Raw genomic sequence first — 16,147 nt, 5'->3', positions numbered from 1 at the left:
GCTCATCCGGCTGCCGCCAGCGGATCGCGCAGCCTGGTGATGGCATCGACCAGGAAGTTGCAGGCCACGAAGATCGCCGCGGTGAAGATGGTGGTGCCGATCACCACGGGAAAATCCCCGTCCAGCGCGGCATTGATCGCCAGCCTGCCGACACCGTCGAGGCCGAAGATCTGCTCGGTCACGATCGCCCCGCCCATGATCACCGCCAGTTCCAGCCCGGCCAGGGTGATGATGGGATTGAGGGCGGCCTTGAGCGCATGGCCGACCTGGACGCGCCATTCGCTCAGGCCCTTGGCCCGGGCCGTGCGAATATAGTCCGCTCCCAATACGTCCAGCATGGCCGCCCGCACCACACGTTGGAAGATGCCGATCTCCGCGATCGCCAACGTCAGCCAGGGCAAGGCCAGATGACGAGCCCATTCGAAGGGATTGTCGAAGAAGGGCACGTAGCCGCTGCTCGGGAACCAGTCGATGCCCACGGTCGAGAGCTGGTAGAACAGGAAGAAGGACAACAACATCCCGCTCAGGAAGGTGGGAACCGACAGCCCGACATAGGCGATGGCCGCCAGAGCATGGTCGAGCAGGGAGCCGGGCCGCCGCGCCGCCAGGATCCCCAGCACCAGCGAGACCGCCATCCAGATCACCAGCGCTCCCAAAGCGAGCGAGAAGGTCACGGGCACCTTGTCGAGGATCAGCTCGGTGACGCCTGTCTGTTTGCGGAAGGAATAGCCCAGACCCGGCGGCCAGTGCGCGAGCCCCATCGCCGCCCCCTGGATGTCCGGACCGCGATAGAGATATTGCCAGAGCTGGACATGCCAGGGCTCGTCGAGGCGCAGCGCATGGGCGACTGCATCGATCGCCTGCTGATTGGCATTGCGCGGCGCCAGCATCACCGCCGGATTCTGGTAGGCGAGGCGTGTGATGAAGAAGGCGATGACGAGGACGATCACCAAGGTGGTGACCGCCCTGAAGGCCAGGCCGAGAATGAAGCGCAGCATGATCCGTCTCTCAGCGCCGATGGGGATCGAGGATGTTGCGCAGGCCCGCACTCAGCGTGTTGAAGCCCACCACCGTCAGGAAAAGGGCGATGCTCGGCCCGAGCAGGAACCAGGGCTGCAGCTGGTAGAGCGAGGAGCGTTGCGCATCCGCGATCATGTTGCCCCAGCTCGCCGTCGGAGCCTGGATGCCGACCCCCAGGAAGGACAGAGTCGCCTCCGCCACGATGTTGTTGGGCAGTTGCACGGCCCAATAGACCAGGGCGACCGGCGCGACATTGGGCAGGATCTCCCGGATCAGAATACGCCGGCGGCTCGCGCCGAGCGTCTGCGCCGCCTGCACGAAGGGACTGTGCCGAAGCGAGAGCACCAGCCCCCGCGTCAGGCGGGCGAAATAGGTCCAGGAGAACAGGGCGATGATCAGCACCACCACCAGCAGGGGATCGGCGATCGGCTGGCCGCTGGCGCCGCGGTTGAGCGCCAGCAGGCTGAGCGCCGTCACCACGAACGGAAAGGACAAGGCCACGTCGATGCCCTGCGAGATCACCCGGTCCGCCAGCCCGCCGAAATAGCCGGCGATCAGGCCGATCGAGGTTCCCACCACCATGGCGAGCGTCGTGGCGGGGATGGAAACCAGCAGGGAAACGCGCGCGCCATAGAGCGTGCGGACCAGGACATCGCGGCCATCGCCGTCGGCGCCGAGCGGAAAGGCCCAGCTCGGCCCGATCGGCAAACCATCCTCCGACAGGGCGATGTCGCTGAACTGCTCCGTCGGTCCGTGGCCGAGCCAGAGCGCCACCAGGGGTGCCAGCAGCGCCGCAGTCACCACCGCGAGCACCAGCAGCCCGCCGAAGCGCACGGATGGCTCCGCCAGCACCGCCCATAGGCCGTTAGGCGGCCGCCTCAGTTCAAGGCGGGAGGAAACCTGCTCGGGGCCCTCGGTAAAAGTCCGGGTCGCCTCAACCATGCAGGACCAGCCTTTCATGCCGGTTGAGGTCCCTCGCCTTCTGCCCCGGAATGGCTGCGATGAGCGCCTGCGTATAGGTCTGCCCGGGACGCCGGAAGACCTGCGCGGTCGCCCCCTCCTCCACGATGCGGCCTGCCTGCAGCACCAGCACGCGATCGCACAGATCGGCCACCACGCCCAGATCATGGGAAATGAACAGGATGGAGACGCCGAGCCGGCTTCTGAGGGAGCGCAGCAGCGCGATGATCCTGGCCTGGGTGGTGATGTCGAGGGCCGATACCGGTTCGTCGGCCACGATCACGCGCGGCTCCAGTGCCACCGCGCGTGCGATCGCGATGCGCTGGCGCTGCCCGCCGGAAAGCTGGGCGGGATAGCGATCGAGCACGTCTTGGGGCAGCTCGACCACCTCGACGAGGTCGCGGATGCGCGAGCGAATCTGCGGTGCGGACAGATCCGTGTTGATGATGAAGGGCTCCGCCAGGATGGCACTGATCCGTCGCCTCGGATTGAGGCTGCCATAGGGATCCTGGAAAACCATCTGGATGGCGGAACGTTGCTGCCTGGTGAGGGTCATGGCGCCGGCGTGGGCATAGACGCTGTCGCCGAGCCTGACCTGGCCTTCGTCCGGCCTGTCCAGTCCGACGACGATCCGGCCGATGGTCGACTTGCCCGAACCAGACTCGCCGACCACGCCCAGGATCTCTCCCTCGCGCAGGGCAAAGGAAACGCGATCGAGCGCCTGCAGCGTGCCTTCGGCCTTGCCGCCCCGGCGGAAGCGTCGGGAAATCCCCTCCACCGTCAACAGGGGAGCGGTCTCGACCGGCACCGCGGAGCCAAGGGCCAGGCCGTGGCGCGCCGCTCCCAGCAGCAGCCTGGTATAGGGCTCCTTCGGTGCACCATAGATGCACGCCGCCGGCCCTTGCTCCACCACGCTTCCCCCGCGCATCACCACCACGTCGTCGGCGATATCGTTGACGACGCCGAGATCATGGCTGACGAAGATCAGGGCCATACCATGGCGCTCCTGCAATTGCCGCAGGAGCGTGAGGATGGCGGCCTGCACTGTCACGTCGAGCGCTGTCGTCGGCTCGTCGGCGATCAGCAGGTCCGGGCCGAGCGCGATCGCCATGGCGATCATCACGCGCTGGCGCATGCCGCCGGAGAACTGATGAGGGTAGTCGTCGATGCGCCGGGCGGGATCGCGAATGCCGACCTCGTCGAGCAGATCGAGGATGCGCGTGCGCAGGGCCGACCGCCCCACGCGCTGATGAGCTGTGATCGCCTCGCCGATCTGGCTGCCGATCGTCTTGAGCGGATGCAGATTGGAGAGCGGATCCTGGAAGACGAAGCCGATCTGCGCGCCCCGCAGGCGACGCAGCCGGCCCGCCGACAGGCCGAGAAGCTCGGTGCCGCGATGGCGCGCACTGCCCGTCACCACCGCCGAGGGCGGCAGCAGGCCGGTGGCCCCCAGCAGCGACACGCTCTTGCCGGAGCCGGATTCGCCGACGATGGCCAGTGTCTTGCCGGCCTCGACGCCGAAGGAGACGCCGCGCACCACCTCGGTGCGATGCCGCCGCGTTCCAAAGCTCACATCCAGATTATCGACCGCGAAAATCGCCATGGCCGCCTCTCCTGCGCCCTGTCGCTACTTACGCAGGGCAATGTTGGTGATGTCGGCATGCACGGCGAGCGAGGACCAGTTCCACAGCGCGATGCGATCGGAGGTGATGGCGACCTTGCGCTTCTCGAACAGAGGGATCCAGGGCAGGTCGGCGGAAACGAGGCGATCGGCCTTGGCCCAGATCGGGCCGGGATCATCGGAAGGGAAGGCCTCAGCCGCCAGCTGGTTGAGCTCCTTGTTGGAATAGCAGACCGCATGGGTATTGCCGGTGCCGCAGGGCGAGGCATCCGAATTCAGCCAGCCTCCAAGCAGCATGCGCGTGCTCGGCCCCTGCCAGTCGGGTGCGAAGGCCGCCCCCAGGAAGACATCCCAATGGCTCTTGGGGTCCTGGATGTAGGACCGGTATTGCGAACTCGGCACCGGGATAAGGTTGAGGGTAAAGCCGGCCGCAGCCAGGTCTTCCTTGAGCGTCACCGCGATGGCCTGGGTCTGCGCCGTGGTCTGGTACACAGCATCCAGCGTCACGCCGTCGGGATAGCCGGCCTTGGCCAGCAGTTCCTTGGCCCTGGCCGGATCGCCCGCGCTCTTCGGGGTGGCGTAGGGATCGAAGGGCTCGTAGCCCAGGATGGTCGAGGTGATGATCTGGCCGAGCGGGAGAGCGGCGATCGAGCCGCCCTGACGCTGGACGAGATGGGCCTTGTTCACCGCATAGGCCAGGGCCTGGCGCACTTCGAGCTTGCGCAGGGCGGTGGCGCCGGGGCCGGTGGCTTCCGGCCGGGCGTTGAAGGTGATGAAATTGGCCGAGCCGCTGTTGGATGCATGCAGATAGGGGCTCTTCTGCGCCTGATACTGCCGGATCGCGGCCAAAGGCGGCACGTCGAGATAGAGCGACAGGTCGGCTTCACCGGCACGGATCTTCTGCACCACGGCGTCTTCGGTATTGGTGGTGAAGTCGACGACGATCTCATCGACATAGGCCTTGCGGGCTGGATCGGCGGCATGATTGTAGTTGGCCACCTTCTTGAGCACGAGCTTCTGGCCCTGGTCGTAGGCTGCGACGTAGTAGGGACCACTCGAGGGCAGATTCTTCCTGAATTCCAGCGAATCCGGGAAATATTTGGAGGCGATTTCCGGCGGCAGCGGGGTGACGAAGTTCATCGACAGGATGTTGAGGAAATCATAGTTCTTGGAGTCCGAGCGCAGCACCAGCGTCCTGTCGTCGGGCGCGGAGACACCGGCGATGTCATGCGTGTCGGTGAAGGCCTTGGTGGCGGCGAGATCGCCCGTCGGCACCTTGGCGAACTGCTTGCAGTAGTCGGCGAAGCCCGAAAAGGCGAGATTGAAATAGTTGATGGCTGCGACCTGCTTGTTGGGATCGCAGAAGCGCTTGATGCCGTAGACGAAATCGCCCGCCGTGATCTTGCGCGTGGTCGAGCCGGAATAGGTGATGCCATCGCGAAGATGGAAGGTATAGGTCTTGCCGTCGGGGCTGACGTCCCAGGACTCGGCAAGGTCGGGCACCAGCTTGGTGTCGTCCTTGATGTCGCCGGGCGCGCCCGGATAGGTCACGAGCTGGCGTGTCACCGCCCGCAGGATCTCCCAGGAATCGGTGCTGTAGCCGGTCAAGGGATCGAAGGCATCGAGATCGGGGTCGAGCGAGGCGATGCGCAGCGTCCCGCCATACGGAACGTCGTCAGCCGCCTGTGCAGCACCGAGAGCGAGGCCGCCCGTCAGCAGCAGGGCGGCCGTAAAGCGCGACGCGGAGCCGAGCAGCCTAGAACGAGCGAAATGCCGGGATTTCATAGTCTGTTTCCTGATGTATCGAAGAAAGGACGAAGGCCGCTTCGCCATGGCGAAAGGCCTAAAAGACGGTGCCGGCATGGGGCTGCGCCGACGTGGCGAACAAGGCATCGAGCGTGGACAGCACCGCCTCGCTCTCGGCCTTGACCCGGCCGGCCCTGGCGAGTTGCCACCAGCGCGTGCCGCCGAGATAGGTCGTTGCCAAGGCGGCGATATCGAGCTCGGCCTGCGCCGGAGCGTCTGTCGGCACCGCACCCTGCGCCGAGAGGCGGAACCGGCCATTGTTCTCGGCGAAAAGGGGGTCGCTGACGGCGAGCACCACCTCGCCTTCACCGCCATAGCGGCGCGTTTCCAGCGCCAGGCGCACATCGAGAAGACGCAGCCAGGTTTCGTCGCGCTGGCCGGTCACACGCGCCTGCCGATGGTTTTCGAACAGCCATGGCAGGGCGTCATCCACCGGCCGGCCGGGGAAGAGGATGCGATGCACCAGATCGACACTGAGAAGATGGGCGACCAGTGCGCCATAGGCGGCATCGTCGGCCACGACCAGATCGTCCACGACCAGGGTGCGATCCGAACCGGCGAACCACTCGTCGAGGCCGATCGGGTGATAGCGCACATAGCCGCTCTCCCGTCCTTCCTCCCCGGCCACCACGACATAGGCCGGCGCCTTGGACAGGTCCTGGCGCAGGCGCTGGAAGTGCCACCAGCCGCGCCAGCGGGCGATGGTGCCGGCCCGCTCAGTGCCGGCCTGGGCATGGATGACGGGCAGCAGGGACCAAGCCTCGTCCGGGTCGACGAAGCGCACCGGCCCGCCACGCGGCACCTCGGGGCGCAGACGCGCTCCTTCGGCGGCGAGGTCGAAACTGACCTGCGAACTGGCGATGCCATAGCCGAAATGGGCGTAGATGCGCGCATCCGAGGCCCGCAGCGTGGCGACGGCATCGCCGCGCGAACGCGCCTCCGCCAATTGCCTTTCAAGGAGGGCCGTTCCGATGCCCCGCCTGGTATGGGTTGGCAGCACGCCGACATGGGTGACGGCGGCATGGGCGAGGCGTCCGCCACCCGGCACCGTCAGGGTGCTGGCATAGGAATTGACCGTACCCACCAGCGTGTCGGACACGAAAGCTCCGAGCGCGCGGCCGGGCTCATAGATGTCGGCGACGAAGTCGGCATCGATCGGCCCGAAATTCGGTAGCCCCACCATGGCGGTGCGGAACAGCCGGGCGGCCTGGATCAGCTCCGAAGTGCCTTCCAGAATCCTAACCCGAGCCGGTGCCGGGCTCGGCGCCCTGACGGCCGAGAGGTCTACGGCGTGCAGCGACATGGCGCTCAAGCCTTCGCCGGCGGGGTGAAGACGCGAGGCTTCGGCAGCGTCTGGTTGAGCGCGAATTCGCCGATTTCGCGGAGGCGGTAGGACACCGGGTCATGCACCGTATGGGTGCGTACATTGCGCCAATAGATGTCGAGACCGTATTTGTTGGCTGTAGAGCGGGCGCCCGTCGCCTCATAGATATCGGCGGTGACCTCAAGCGAGACCTTGGTGGCGATGACCTTGGCCTGGTCGATCAGAAGGGCAAGCTCGCCCCACGCTTGCGCCGTCAGCGCCGGGCCGGCCAGCAGTGCCGCCTGATAGAGCGCCGCGGCCTTGTCCGCCAGGGCCACGCCGGCGGCGATGCCCGCCGACAGGCGCCCGAAGAGCTGGAGATGGTAGGGATCCTCGGTAGCCCTTTCCAGCCCCGACTCGGGCCAGGGCCGGCCATGGCTGCGCACATAGGCGGCCGCAGCCTTGAGCGCTCCCTCGGCAATGCCAAGATAGAAATTGACGAAGATCAGCTGGCTGAACAGCACGCGCAGCCCGTCGCGCTGCTCGACATCGCCGACATAGTGGTCGAGACCCGACAGGAGGTCCGCTTCGGTCGCCTCCACTCGATCGAAGATCACCGAGCCGCTGGCGGTGAGACGCTGGCCCAGATTGTCCCAATCGCCCTCGAAGCTGATGCCCTTGCGCGAGGGCGGGACCTGGAAATGCACCCGCTTCTCGCCGTCCCACACGGTGACGGTGAGGATCTGCGCGATCGAGGCGCCGGTGGCGAAGGTGCGCCGGCCGCTGATCAGATAACCGTTCGCAGTCTTCTCCAGTTCGGCCTTGGGATCGCGCGGATTGCTGACGCCGCCCTGGAACCAGCCCTCCTCGGCAACGCCGCGAGCCGTGCCCTGCCATTGTTCGGGCGTGCCGAGGATGTAGCTCCACACTCCGTTGGAATAGTGATAGGCGATCAGTTGCCCGATCGAGCCGTCCGCTGCAGAGATGATACGGCTGATCTCGAGCGCCTGCGCGAGATTGGCGCCGGCGCCACCCAGGGCTCGCGGCACGGCAAGGCCGAGAAGGCCAGCCTTACGCAGGAGCCCGATTTCCTCGAACGGATCCTGGTTGGCGCGGTCGCGTTCGAGCGCACTGGCCGCGAGTTCGGCGGCGACATGTTCGGCGCGGCTGCGCCACTCCACGAACTCCGCCTCCGAAAGGCCGGCATAGATCTCGATGGCGGCATCCCTGCGCGTATCGCGCAGGGCGCTCACGGTTGCGTCATAGGCCACTTTGTCTCGTCCTTGTTCAAAACTGTCGGCAAATGGGGGTCACTCGGCCGCGGTCGCGGCCGGCACGTCCCGCGTGGGGACAAAACGGGTGAAGTCGCGGAAGGAGGCGCCGCGATGGTCCTCGCGCAGCCGGCGCTGGCCATCGCCCTGGAAGCGTTCGCGCAGGGTCACCGGCGTCGCCGGCCGCTCGCGGATGCGGCCGCGCTGCCGAAGCTCGGGCACGACGAAGCGGATGAAATCCTCGAAGGAGCCGGGGCTGATGGCATAGGCAAGGTTGAAGCCGTCGATGCCGGTCTCGTCGGCAAGGCGCTCAAGCGCGTCGGCAACCTTCTTGGGCCCACCGACCAGGGTGGGATGGATGCCGCCAACGCCGATATAGTCGGCGACATCGCCCACGGTCCAGCGCCGGTCGGCATCGATGCTGGTGAGGCTGGACAAAGCCGAGCGGCCGGCATTGGTCTCGATATATTCGATGGGATGATCGAGGGGATATTGCGACCAGTCGACCCCGGTCCAGGCCGAGAACAAAGCGAGCGCCGCCTCCACGCTGGTGTAGGAGAGATAGTCGCGATATTTCGCCTCGGCTTCCTCGTCGGTTTCAGCCGTCACCACGCTGATGGCGGTGATGAACTTGATGGCGTCGGGCGCCCGGCCGAGTTCGACGGCGCGCGAGCGGATCTGCTCGATACGCCGGCGGATCGACGGCGAATTGGTACCGCCCAGGAAGACGACTTCGGCATTCTGCGCCGCGAATTCGCGCCCGCGCGTCGAGGTGCCGGCCTGGTAGAGCAGGGGCGTGCGCTGGGGGCTCGGCTCGGACAGATGCGCGTCCGGCACGGTGAAATAGGTGCCGCGATGATGGATGGCATGGACCTTGGAAGGATCGGTATAGATCCCCCGCTTGCGATCGCGGATGACCGCATCCTCCTCCCACGACCCTTCCCACAGCTTGTAGGCAACGTCGACGAACTCCTGGGCGCGGTCATAGCGCTCGTCGTGATCGATCTGGCGTTCGAGGCCGAGATTGCGCGCGGCCGACTCCAGCACGGAGGTGACGACATTCCAGGCAATGCGCCCCTTGGTGAGGTGGTCGAGCGTGGTGAACTTACGCGCCAGCAGATAGGGCTGCTCATAGGTGGTCGACACCGTGATGCCGAAGCCCAGATGCCGGGTTGCCGCCGCCATGGCCGAGACCAGCAGCAGAGGATCGTTGACCGGGGATTGGGCGGCGGTGCGCAGCGAGGCATCGGGCGTGCCGGCATAGACGTCCAGGTGTCCGAGCGCATCGGCCAGGAACAGCCCGTCGAAGCCGCCTTCCTCAAGCAGCCTGGCGAGGCCGATCCAGTAGTCGATGTTGGTGTAGGTGTCGGCCCGGTCGTCGGGATGGCGCCACAGGCCCGCCGAGACGTGGCCGACGACGGTCATGCCGAAGCCATTGAGCAGAAAGGGTTTCTTGGCAGCAATCGGCGGTGATGAAACGGACATCGTTCAAACCATTCACGAATAATAGGTGGGTGGAGGAACCGTCCCGTTGAGGGCGTAGTCGCCCACTTCCAGGACCTTGTAGTGCACGGGATCGTGCAGCGAGTGGGTGCGCACATTGCGCCAGTAGCGATCGAAGGAGAGCGCCCTGGTGGTGGCCCGCGCGCCCATCAGCTCGAACAGGCGGGAGGTGACCTCCAGCGCCACCTCGGTCGAGTGCACCTTCGACTGGTAGGCGATGGCGGCGACCTCGCCTCTCTCCTGCTCGGTCAGAGCGCTCCCGCGTTCCACCGCGCGCTGGGCCGCCTCACCCGCCGCATCCGACAGGGCGATGGCCGAGGCCAGCGCGACGGAGAGCCGGCCGAAGCGCTCGACCACCAGCGTGTCCTCGCTAGCCTTGGCGACCGGGGAGGAAAGCCAGGGCCGCGACCGGGTCTGGATATAGTCTCGCGCCTCCTCGAAGGCGCCGAGCCCCGTGCCGAGATAGAGTTCGCCGAAGGCGAGCTGGATGATGGGCACATGCAGGGTCTCGGCCGGCGTCTGCGGGGCGTCCTCGCGGCGATGCGCGACGAGGTCGTCCAGGCTCACCGCGACATTGTCGAAACTGGCGCTGCCGGAGACGGTCAGGCGCTGACCCATATTGTCCCAGTCATGGCCGAAGCTCAGGCCCGGCGCGGGATTGGGCACCACGAACTGGCCGATATGGCCGCCGGCATCGCCCCCGCCGATCTCCGTCCCCGGCGCGAACCGCACCCAGACATGCAGGGTGTCGGCCACCGCCGCACCGCTGGCAAAGGGCTTGGAACCGTTGAGCACGAAGCCCGTGCCTTGCGGCGTCGCGCTGATGAGCGGCTCATAGGCGGCCTGGGCCACGCCACCATGGAACCAGCCCTGCCGGAGGAAGCCCTCCGCGCGCCGGGCAAACAGCGCCTGGTTCGCGCCATTCCGGCCCAGGGCCGTGCCGAACAGATGGTAGGTAGCGATCTGGGCGATGGAGGTGTCGCCCTTGGCCAGGATGCGGATGATCTGCAGCACCTGCCGGGTGCTGGCACCGCCCCCGCCAACCGCTTCTGGCAGGAAGATCGTCAGCAGTCCGGCCTTGCGCAGCAAATCGATCTCCGCCACCGGATCGGCACCGGCGGCATCGCGCGCCGCCCCCGTCCGCTGCAGTTCCGCCGCGACCTGCTCGGCCGCCTCAACCCAGAGCCGAAACCGCTCCTCCCTGCTCAGGCCTGCCCGCGTTCCATCGGCGCTCATGACCGGGCCTCCGCCGTCTGGGCTGCCGGGAAGGCGAAGCGGGCCGCGGGATGGTCAGGCGGCACCTGCGGGGAATCGGTGCCGAACAGGCGGCTGCGCAGTGCCCCGGTCCGGCGTTCGCGCAGGCGCCCGCGCCGGTCGAGCTCAGGCACGACATGCTGCGCGAAATCGCGGAAGCTACCGGGATTGACGATATGGATGAGATTGATGCCGTCGGTATCGGTCTCGGCGAGCCAGGCGTCGAGATCGTCGGCGACCCGGGCCGGCCCGCCCACCAGCGCCTTCACCCGCCCGAAGCCGCCATCGGGCAGGAAAGCCTCGCGCAGGGTCCAGCGCCTGCCCGAAGCCGGGTCGTCGAACATGCGCAACAGGGAGCGGTTGGCGTTGGTGTCCCGATAGCGCAGCGGCTCATCGAGGGGGTGACCGGCAAAATCGATGCCGGTGCTCGCCGAATAATGGGTGATGGCGCCTTCCAGGCTGTAATGGCGGCGATAATCGTCGAACTTCGTGCGGGCCGTTTCGTCATCCCCTGCCGTGACCACGGCAAGAGCGCTGATGAAGCGGATGGCTCCCGGCGCCCGGCCCGCCTCGCGGGCCAGTTCCTTGATGCTGGCGACATTGCGCCGGATGCCGGCGGCGTCGGCCCCGGCGACAAAGACCACCTCGGCATGGCGCGCCGCGAAAGCCTGTCCGCGCGGCGAGCCGCCGGCCTGGAAGATCACTGGCACGCGCTGGGGGCTGGGCTCGGAAAGATGCGGGCCGGGAACGGTGTAATAAGGGCCGCGATGGCCGATGCCATGCACCTTGGAGGGATCGCTATAGAGCCCTTCGGGGTGGTCCGCGCTGCCGCGGTCGCGCAGGACGGCATCGTCCTCCCACGAGCCCTGCCAGAGCTTGTAGGCCACTTCGAGGAATTCGTCGGCGCGGTCATAGCGCTCGTCGTGAGGGTATTGGGCCTCCAGCCCCAGATTGCGCGCGGCACTGTCGAGCTGGGAGGTCACCACGTTCCAGGCGATGCGCCCACGGGTGACATGATCCAGCGTGGTGAATTTGCGGGCGAGCAGATAGGGCTTTTCGTAGCTCGTCGAGACGGTGATGCCGAAACCGAGATCGCGCGTGGCCGCCGCCAGGGCCGAAACCAGGAGCAGGGGGTCGCCGAGGGGAGATTGCGTGCCGGTTCGCAGCGAGGCCTCGGCGCTGCCGCCATGCACGTCGAGCAATCCCAGCGCATCGGCGATGAACAGATTGTCGAAGCGACCCTCGTCGAGGATCCGGGCGAGCTCGATCCAATAATCGAGATCGGTATAACGGTACGTCTCATCCTCGGGGTGTTGCCACAGCCCGTAATTGACATGGGAAACCGAGTTCATGGTGAACCCGTTCAAAATGATCGGTTCGGCGGACACGACGTACGTCATCCATTTCTTGAGCAAAGCGCGTTCATGACTGAACGCTTTTTGCTCTAACTCATTGTTTCGACGCGTCTTTGCGGTTCTTGGTGAGCCCGTCGAATCGCAAAACGCTTTGGGGGAAGTTTGGTTCGCCGGGATGGCCGCGCCTGCTGTCGCCGCAGGCTGCGTCCGGCAATCGATGGAGGTATGATTACGCATCAATTACATATTGTCTATATATTTTGTATTCTTTTTATTGACGACGGCGCTTGACCCGCCCTAGCATGGGTTCAAGCCGCAAAACCCGCCTGAATCAGGCGGCAGATCGCGGTGCTTCAATCAATCTGAGGTAGAATCCATGAGCTTTCGACCGCTCCATGATCGCGTGGTTCTGCGTCGCCTGGAAGGCGACGAGAAAACCAAGGGCGGCATCATCATACCTGACACCGCCAAGGAAAAGCCCCAGGAGGGCGAGGTGGTCGCCGTCGGCCCCGGTGCGCGCGACGAGAGCGGCAAGCTTCAGCCGCTGGACGTGAAGGCCGGCAACCGCGTGCTGTTCGGCAAATGGTCCGGCACGGAAGTCAAGATCGACGGCCAGGACCTGCTCATCCTCAAGGAAGCGGACATCCTCGGCATCATTGCCTGACGTCCCCTCCCCCTTTTCACAGTCAGACAGGCCCGGAGCGCTTTCGTCACCGCCCGGCCCGAAGGAATTCAACCATGGCAGCAAAAGACGTCAAATTCTCCTCCGATGCCCGCGAGCGCCTGCTGCGCGGCGTCGACATCCTGGCCAATGCCGTCAAGGTCACGCTCGGCCCGAAAGGCCGCAATGTCGTGATCGAAAAATCGTTCGGCGCGCCGCGAATCACCAAGGACGGCGTCACCGTCGCCAAGGAGATCGAGCTCGAGGACAAGTTCGAGAACCTGGGCGCCCAGCTCCTGCGCGAAGTCGCCTCCAAGACCAATGATCTTGCCGGCGACGGCACCACCACCGCCACGGTCCTCGCCCAGGCCATCGTGCGCGAAGGCGCCAAGGCGGTGGCGGCCGGCTTCAACCCCCTCGATCTCAAGCGCGGCATCGACCTCGCCGTTACTGCCGCGATCAAGGATATCGAAAAGCGCGCCAAGAAGGTCAAGTCGTCCGAGGAAGTGGCCCAGGTCGGCACCATCTCGGCCAATGGCGACAGCTCGATCGGCGCCATCATCGCCACCGCCGTCGACAAGGTCGGCAATGAGGGTGTGATCACCGTCGAGGAAGCCAAGAGCCTGGAGACCGAGCTCGACGTCGTCGAGGGCCTGCAGTTCGACCGCGGCTATCTCTCCCCCTATTTCGTCACCAATGCCGAGAAGCTGGTGGTGGAGTTCGAGGACCCCTACATCCTCATCCACGAAAAGAAGCTTTCTTCGCTCCAGCCCTTGCTGCCGGTGCTCGAAGCAGTGGTGCAGACCGGCAAGCCCCTGCTGATCATCGCCGAGGACGTCGAGGGAGAGGCGCTCGCCACCCTGGTGGTCAACAAGCTGCGCGGCGGGCTGAAGGTCGCCGCCGTCAAGGCGCCGGGCTTCGGTGATCGCCGCAAGGCCATCTTGGAGGACATCGCCGTCCTCACCGCCGGGGAGACGATCTCGGAGGATCTCGGCATCAAGCTCGAAAACGTCACGCTCTCCCAGCTCGGCCGCGCCAAGCGCGTGCGCATCGAGAAGGAGAACACCACCGTCGTCGACGGCGCCGGCAAGAAGAAGGACATCAGCGCCCGCGTTGCCCAGATCAAGGCGCAGATCGAGGAGACCACCTCCGACTATGACCGCGAGAAGCTGCAGGAGCGCCTGGCCAAGATCGCCGGCGGCGTCGCGGTGATCCGCGTCGGCGGTTCGACCGAGGTCGAGGTCAAGGAGAAGAAGGACCGGGTCGACGATGCGCTCAACGCCACCCGCGCTGCCGTCGCCGAAGGCATCGTGCCCGGCGGCGGGGTTGCGCTGCTGCGGGCCAAGACCGCCGTTGCCGAGCTCAAAAGCGAGAACGCCGACGTCCAGTCCGGTATCAACATCGTCCTGAAGGCCCTGGAAGCGCCGATTCGCCAGATCGTCGAGAATGCCGGCGTCGAGGGCTCGATCGTGGTCGGCAAGATCACCGAGAACAAGTCGGCGACCTTCGGCTTCAACGCCCAGACCGAGACCTTCGTCGATCTCCTGGAGGCCGGCATCGTCGATCCGGCCAAGGTGGTGCGCACCGCCCTGCAGGATGCCGCCTCGATCGCCTCTCTGATCGTCACCACCGAGGCCCTGGTGACCGAGCTGCCCCGGGAAAAACCGCCGGTCGGCCCGCCGGGCGGCGGCATCGGCGACTTCTGACGCCGACATCAGGCAGGCGGATCGCCCCCGGCCTTCCGCCTGCCGCGATGCACCGTTGCCCGGCGCGTCCGCTCCTCTGACTGGAATGAATGGAAGATTACGATGCGGTTCGTTTCCCTGGGCCTCAGGCTGAGCCTCGCCGGCGCCCTGTTCGCCCTCGTTCATGGCGCGGCCCTCGCCGACGACGCCGGCAAATATGGCGGCACGCTGATCGTCGCCCAGAACGCCGAGATCACCAATCTCGATCCAGGCCGGGAAGGCGGCTGGGAGACCTTTCGCATCGCCCGTCACATCCACGAGGCGCTGGTGACCGAGGACCTGTCGAAATCCGGCGCTGAGGTGAAGGTGCCGCCCCTGAAGGCGGCCCTCGCCGAATCCTGGGAGATCTCGCCGGACGGGCGGGTCTACACCTTCCATTTGCGCCGCGGGGTCAAGTTCCATGACGGCACCGATTTCAATGCCGAGGCCGTAGCCTTCAACATCCGCCGCGGCTGGGATCCGAAATTCGAGTTCTACGACAAGATCAGCGCCGCCAACCTCGCCTATACCTATTCCTCGCTCAGCCGGATCGACACGCCCGACGACCACACCGTCGTCCTCACCTTCGCCGAGCCGTTCAGTCCCTTCCTGCGGATGCTCGCCCAGGGCAGCGGCGGCTCGGGCGGCATTGCCAGCCCCACGGCCATCCGCAAATACGGCAATGACGGCTATGCCGAGCATCCCGTCGGCACCGGCCCTTATCGCTTCGTCGAACGGGTCCGCGGCCAGAAGGTCGAGATCGAGCGCTTCGACGGCTATTGGGGCGACAAGCCCTTCCTCGACCGCATCATCTTCCGGCCGATCATTGACGGCAATGCCCGTGTCGCCGCGCTGGAGACCGGCGAGGTCGACATCATCTCCTGGCCGCCGCGCGACAGCGTGGCCAAGCTGAAGGCGGAGGGCTTCAGCGTCGACAATGTCGACCTGCCTTCGGTCTATTACTACACCTTCAACACCGCCAACGAGACCTTCAAGGATCCGCGCGTGCGCCAGGCGCTCGCTTTGTCGATCGACCGGGCCGGGCTGGCGCGCGACCTGCTCAAGGATACGGCCGGGCCTGCCTATGGCATCCTGAACCCGGGGAGCGATGCCTTCGACCCCTCCTTCCGCGACTATCCGCACGATGTGGAGAAAGCCAAGCAGCTGCTGGCCGAAGCCGGCCACCCCGACGGTGTCAGCGGCCTCCTGGAGATCTATGCCGGCGGTGAGCCGGTGGCCGAATGGATCCAGCGCGACGCGGCCAAGGCCGGCATCAAGCTCGAGATCCGCTCCTATGACTGGAACAGCTTCCTGGCCCGCAACAAGAAGAGCGGCCCCGAGGTTGCCCTGACCTCGATGGAATGGGGTTTTCTGACACCCTATTGGCTTTACATCGTCGCCCACAGCCAGAGCAGCGGCAATACGGGCAACTACAACAATCCGGCGTTCGACAAGGCGGCCCATGAGGCGATCACCGCCGTCAAGGCCGAGGACATCAGGGACAAATGGCGCGAAGCCAACCGGATCCTGGCCGCCGATGTCGGCAAGCTGCCGATCTATTACGAGCGCACCCATTATGCCGTGGGCAAGAATGTCGGCGGCTTCGCCACCCCCGCCCAGGATTGGTACGATCTCAGCCATGTCTGGCTGAAGGAAAAGCAATAGGCCG

Annotated in this window: 12 protein-coding genes; 3 read left to right on the top strand and 9 right to left on the bottom strand. The window is 65.9% G+C overall.

Annotated features, from left to right (window positions below):
* Positions 1–2 precede the first annotated feature (2 nt).
* Genes ACN6KF_RS26985 through ACN6KF_RS26945 form a run of 9 tightly spaced genes read right to left on the bottom strand, consistent with a single transcriptional unit; the run spans position 3 to position 12,138 of the window.
* The gene (locus ACN6KF_RS26985; protein ID WP_434960002.1) at positions 3–998 is read right to left on the bottom strand and encodes an ABC transporter permease; all 996 of its coding nucleotides are present in this window, start codon (positions 996–998) and stop codon (positions 3–5) included.
* A gap of 10 nt (positions 999–1,008) precedes the next feature.
* The gene (locus tag ACN6KF_RS26980; RefSeq protein WP_434960001.1) at positions 1,009–1,962 is read right to left on the bottom strand and encodes an ABC transporter permease; all 954 of its coding nucleotides are present in this window, start codon (positions 1,960–1,962) and stop codon (positions 1,009–1,011) included.
* Positions 1,955–3,583: a dipeptide ABC transporter ATP-binding protein gene (locus ACN6KF_RS26975; RefSeq protein WP_434960000.1), complete on the bottom strand. Its 1,629-nt coding sequence runs from the start codon at positions 3,581–3,583 to the stop codon at positions 1,955–1,957. Before ACN6KF_RS26975 ends, ACN6KF_RS26980 begins: the two co-directional genes overlap by 8 nt.
* A 24-nt stretch (positions 3,584–3,607) precedes the next feature.
* The gene (locus ACN6KF_RS26970) at positions 3,608–5,386 is read right to left on the bottom strand and encodes an ABC transporter substrate-binding protein (protein ID WP_434959999.1); all 1,779 of its coding nucleotides are present in this window, start codon (positions 5,384–5,386) and stop codon (positions 3,608–3,610) included.
* 58 nt (positions 5,387–5,444) lie between these two features.
* Positions 5,445–6,710, bottom strand: a complete 1,266-nt coding sequence (locus ACN6KF_RS26965) for a GNAT family N-acetyltransferase (RefSeq protein WP_434959998.1) — start codon at positions 6,708–6,710, stop codon at positions 5,445–5,447.
* 5 nt (positions 6,711–6,715) lie between these two features.
* Positions 6,716–7,981: an acyl-CoA dehydrogenase family protein gene (locus ACN6KF_RS26960; protein ID WP_434959997.1), complete on the bottom strand. Its 1,266-nt coding sequence runs from the start codon at positions 7,979–7,981 to the stop codon at positions 6,716–6,718.
* A 39-nt stretch (positions 7,982–8,020) separates the two neighbouring features.
* Complete coding sequence (locus ACN6KF_RS26955) at positions 8,021–9,466, bottom strand: LLM class flavin-dependent oxidoreductase (protein ID WP_434959996.1); 1,446 nt, start codon at positions 9,464–9,466, stop codon at positions 8,021–8,023.
* Positions 9,467–9,478: 12 nt separating this feature from the next.
* Positions 9,479–10,720 carry an acyl-CoA dehydrogenase family protein gene (locus ACN6KF_RS26950; protein ID WP_434959995.1) on the bottom strand — a complete coding sequence of 414 codons (1,242 nt, stop codon included), beginning with the start codon at positions 10,718–10,720 and terminating at the stop codon, positions 9,479–9,481.
* Complete coding sequence (locus ACN6KF_RS26945) at positions 10,717–12,138, bottom strand: NtaA/DmoA family FMN-dependent monooxygenase (RefSeq protein WP_434959994.1); 1,422 nt, start codon at positions 12,136–12,138, stop codon at positions 10,717–10,719. The genes ACN6KF_RS26950 and ACN6KF_RS26945 overlap by 4 nt, the downstream gene beginning before the upstream one ends.
* Positions 12,139–12,469: 331 nt before the next feature.
* Between ACN6KF_RS26945 and groES the strand changes: the two genes are divergently transcribed.
* The 3 genes from groES to ACN6KF_RS26930 all read left to right on the top strand — a co-directional run bounded on the left by groES (position 12,470) and on the right by ACN6KF_RS26930 (position 16,143).
* Positions 12,470–12,757, top strand: coding sequence for a co-chaperone GroES (groES, locus tag ACN6KF_RS26940; protein ID WP_322433050.1), 288 nt, complete (start codon positions 12,470–12,472; stop codon positions 12,755–12,757).
* 74 nt (positions 12,758–12,831) lie between these two features.
* Positions 12,832–14,460, top strand: coding sequence for a chaperonin GroEL (groL, locus tag ACN6KF_RS26935; RefSeq protein WP_434959993.1), 1,629 nt, complete (start codon positions 12,832–12,834; stop codon positions 14,458–14,460).
* A gap of 102 nt (positions 14,461–14,562) precedes the next feature.
* Positions 14,563–16,143, top strand: a complete 1,581-nt coding sequence (locus ACN6KF_RS26930; protein WP_434959992.1) for an ABC transporter substrate-binding protein — start codon at positions 14,563–14,565, stop codon at positions 16,141–16,143.
* The last annotated feature ends 4 nt before the right edge of the window (positions 16,144–16,147 follow it).

It is taken from the genome of Labrys methylaminiphilus subsp. lupini (genome assembly GCF_051161885.1).
In the GTDB taxonomy this organism is placed as follows: Bacteria; Pseudomonadota; Alphaproteobacteria; order Rhizobiales; family Labraceae; genus Labrys.
The sequence above is the reverse complement of the archived record's forward strand: the minus strand, read 5'-3'. Positions and strand labels throughout refer to the sequence as shown.

Excerpts from the sequence above, each read along its gene's own strand:
- ACN6KF_RS26950 (WP_434959995.1), bottom strand. The coding sequence starts at position 10,720 with ATGAGCGCCGATGGAACGCGGGCAGGCCTGAGCAGGGAGGAGCGGTTT.
- groL (WP_434959993.1), top strand. The coding sequence starts at position 12,832 with ATGGCAGCAAAAGACGTCAAATTCTCCTCCGATGCCCGCGAGCGCCTG.
- ACN6KF_RS26945 (WP_434959994.1), bottom strand. The coding sequence starts at position 12,138 with ATGACGTACGTCGTGTCCGCCGAACCGATCATTTTGAACGGGTTCACC.
- groES (WP_322433050.1), top strand. The coding sequence starts at position 12,470 with ATGAGCTTTCGACCGCTCCATGATCGCGTGGTTCTGCGTCGCCTGGAA.
- ACN6KF_RS26970 (WP_434959999.1), bottom strand. The coding sequence starts at position 5,386 with ATGAAATCCCGGCATTTCGCTCGTTCTAGGCTGCTCGGCTCCGCGTCG.
- ACN6KF_RS26930 (WP_434959992.1), top strand. The coding sequence starts at position 14,563 with ATGCGGTTCGTTTCCCTGGGCCTCAGGCTGAGCCTCGCCGGCGCCCTG.
- ACN6KF_RS26955 (WP_434959996.1), bottom strand. The coding sequence starts at position 9,466 with ATGTCCGTTTCATCACCGCCGATTGCTGCCAAGAAACCCTTTCTGCTC.
- ACN6KF_RS26985 (WP_434960002.1), bottom strand. The coding sequence starts at position 998 with ATGCTGCGCTTCATTCTCGGCCTGGCCTTCAGGGCGGTCACCACCTTG.
- ACN6KF_RS26975 (WP_434960000.1), bottom strand. The coding sequence starts at position 3,583 with ATGGCGATTTTCGCGGTCGATAATCTGGATGTGAGCTTTGGAACGCGG.
- ACN6KF_RS26965 (WP_434959998.1), bottom strand. The coding sequence starts at position 6,710 with ATGTCGCTGCACGCCGTAGACCTCTCGGCCGTCAGGGCGCCGAGCCCG.
- ACN6KF_RS26980 (WP_434960001.1), bottom strand. The coding sequence starts at position 1,962 with ATGGTTGAGGCGACCCGGACTTTTACCGAGGGCCCCGAGCAGGTTTCC.